The sequence below is a fragment of the Mycobacterium sp. genome, from assembly GCF_044370595.1.
Classification (GTDB): Bacteria; Actinomycetota; Actinomycetes; order Mycobacteriales; family Mycobacteriaceae; genus Mycobacterium.
In genome coordinates, this window is sequence record NZ_JBILVF010000252.1 from 1 (window position 1) to 2,836 (window position 2,836).

A 2,836-nucleotide genomic window follows, 5' to 3' on the forward strand; every position below is an offset into this window, starting at 1 on the left:
TTCGTCGAATTCTTTCAGGTCAAGCACATCGCCGACGCGTAGGTCGTTGCCCGGAAACGCTGCCCTTGCCTGCTCAACCATGATGGGCACGTAGTCGATTCCGACGTAATCATCAGTGAGCAGTCGCAACAATGAGGTCGTTCGGCCCGTCCCCACCCCGACATCGAGAACTGCCTTGCCGCGCACCTCGGGTGCGATCGACATCAACACCCGCATCTCGCCCTTGTCATTCCAGCCCTGGTAGGCGTCGTAGTCCTCGACGAATCTGTCCAAGCTGTAGGTGTCGGCGTTGGAGTTATCGATGCTCGTGGAAGTCGCTTCCATGTAAGGCCTCCCTGCTTTCTGCAGCCCCCCACGCGCTGAGGCCGCCCCCTGACGACTTGTGCCTCGCCGTGAGACCGAGCCTACCGCCGTGGCGGCGAACGCCCGGAACGGTTCCAGAGTGGTCAGCCAGGCCCCGATTCACGTAGGCTTTCCGGTTATGCGATCAGGCAGCTAGGGGGAGTCGAAGCTGGTGGTCGGGAAAGTCTCAGGGGGGGAGTTCCTTCAGGTCCACCGGGGCGGTGGGCGCTTCTGGTTCCCCAACAGTTCGATAGAGCGCCGGCAAATTGTCGGGTTGTTGTTCTGGCAGGTCTGTGCGCTGGCCGGACAGGTTGCGGCCGTCGTCCTGGCCAGGCAGGAACACCGGCCCCAGGCTGAACTGCTGTCCAATCTCAGCCTCGCCCTCATGTACACCAGCGCCCTGTGGGTGCTGACCGCGCTGAGTCTGAGCCGGAGATCACGCAACGCCGCAGTGGTGTGTTTGGGGGTCTTCCCTGTCCTTATGTGGCGGGCGTCCAATCCGCTGCTGTTCACCGGCTTCGATGAGCAACTACACATGCGGACTCTTGGTGACATCATCTCGTCACACGGGCTGTTCCAGGCGAACCCGCTGCTGGAGGTTAGTCCCCGCTATCCCGGCCTCGAAGCCACGACGACTCTGGTACATCAGCTCGGGATCCCGACCATGGCGGCGGCCTACGTCGTCATCATCGTGTCCCGTCTGGTCCTGGTGACCGTCCTCTGCGACACCGTCGAGCAGTTGACCGGAAGTTCCCGCGCCGGCGGTATCGCGGTTGCCGTCTACGCGATCTCGCCGCAATTCGTGTTCTTCAACTCCCAGTACGCCTACCAGACGATGGCGATACCGCTAGCTCTGGCGGTGGTGAGCCTGGTAGCCCGGGCTCGCCTCAGCGACAACCCTCTGCCGCTGCTCGGCGGTGCCACGGTGTGCTTGTTCGCGGTGGCGGTGACCCACCATGTGACGAGCTTGCTTACGGCCATGTTCCTGATCGTGTGGACACTTCCCGAGCGGCGAGCGGTGCGGCTTTGGGTCGCCTACGGAGCCTGTGCGGCCGTCGCGTCGACGATCGTCTGGGCTTTCGTGCAGCGCAGGTTGTTGACCAACTACTTCAAGCCCATCATCGACGACGTGGCCGCACAGTTCCGCGGTGGCGAACGCCGGGAGCTGTTCAAAGACTCGGCCGGCACGGCGGCCCGCTCGCTGGACCAGTACCTGCTGATCTACTACGCGGCGATTCTGAGCCTCATCGTCGCGGTACTGCTGCTGCTCTCTTACCGGTGGTGGCGCAAGGGCGAACACTTTCGCGGGGGACTGCACTTGATCGCAGTGCTCATTTCGGGGAGCATCCCGGTTCTGCTCGCCGCGCGGGTGCTGCCCAAAGGCGGCGAGCTGTTCGATCGCTCGAGCAGCTTCTTGTTCTTCCCCCTGAGCTACGTTGTCGCCAGCTACGCCGTCAGGTTGTGGTGGCGTGAGGACCAGCCGCCCTTCACTAGGCGCGAGCGTCGGCGTATCGGGATCGTGCGTGGGGCGGCCGTCGGGCTGGCCGCATTGGCGTTTCTGGGCGGCTACGTGCTGGGCAGTGGCCCGAGTTGGCAGCGGCTCCCGGGGAGTTACCTGGTGGCAGCCGACGCCCGGTCGATGGATTCCGAAACGCTGGCTGCAGTGAAGTGGGCGCGCAACGAGTTGCCGGCCGGCAGCCGGATCGGAGCCGACGGGGTCAGCTCCGCTCTGTTCGCGTCGCAGGCCGGTGTCTGGCCGGTGTTGAAGGGGCCCGACGGGATCGACGTGCCCGCCCTGTTCGTCGCCAAGACTTGGGGGCTCGAACAGACCGATGAGGCCGCCGTGATGCAGCTTCGATTCCTCTACGTGGACAGCAGGCTGGCCGACGAATTGCCGCACTACGGCGCGTACTTCTTCAGCGGGGAGACCGGCGAGGGCCAGCAACTGACCGCCAGAGGGCTCAACAAGTTCGACCGGGTGCCCGGAATCACGCTGATCTACCGTCATGGACCGGTGTCGATCTACGACCTACAGGAACTAGGAATTCCGGAGTTACGCAGCGGCTGGTTCGAACCCACGCCGCACGTTCGCCCGTCAACCCAACTCGCCGTCGGGTTGGCGATCGGCCTGCTGCTGGCTGTCGTGATGCGCAGTAGCCTCGGGTCCAGGATTCGGCAGAGCTGGACTCGGTGCCGCCGAGCCTGGGGGGCTGCCCTCACTGCGGCAATCGCGCTCGCCGGTGTGTGTCTGACCTCTGTTCTCCTCCTGTTGGCCGGGGTGTGGATGACCCCCCTGACGTTCCTGAGCGCGGGCCTGGTCATCGTCCTGACGAATCATCAGATGATCGGATCGGTCGTGCGTCGCGCCGCGCGCAAGGTGTCGCGCCGCGATATCCGAACAGCAGTGATGGTTGCCGTGCCACTGGCACTTGTTCTGGCGGTGGCGGTGTGGAATGCCGCCATTGAGGTCGACTTCAACGTCAATCGGATACTG

2 protein-coding genes are annotated in these 2,836 nt (G+C 64.1%); one reads left to right on the forward strand and one right to left on the reverse strand.

What is annotated here, in order from left to right:
- Nucleotides 1-324 (reverse strand): methyltransferase domain-containing protein (locus ADBZ5N_RS18435; RefSeq protein ID WP_526259978.1); only part of this gene is annotated, 324 nt, incomplete at its 3' end.
- Between the two features lie 292 nt (nt 325-616).
- On the opposite strand from ADBZ5N_RS18435, the gene ADBZ5N_RS18440 reads away from it, so the two are divergent.
- On the forward strand, nt 617-2,836 hold a 2,220-nt coding region (locus tag ADBZ5N_RS18440; protein WP_526259980.1), incomplete at its 3' end, for a hypothetical protein.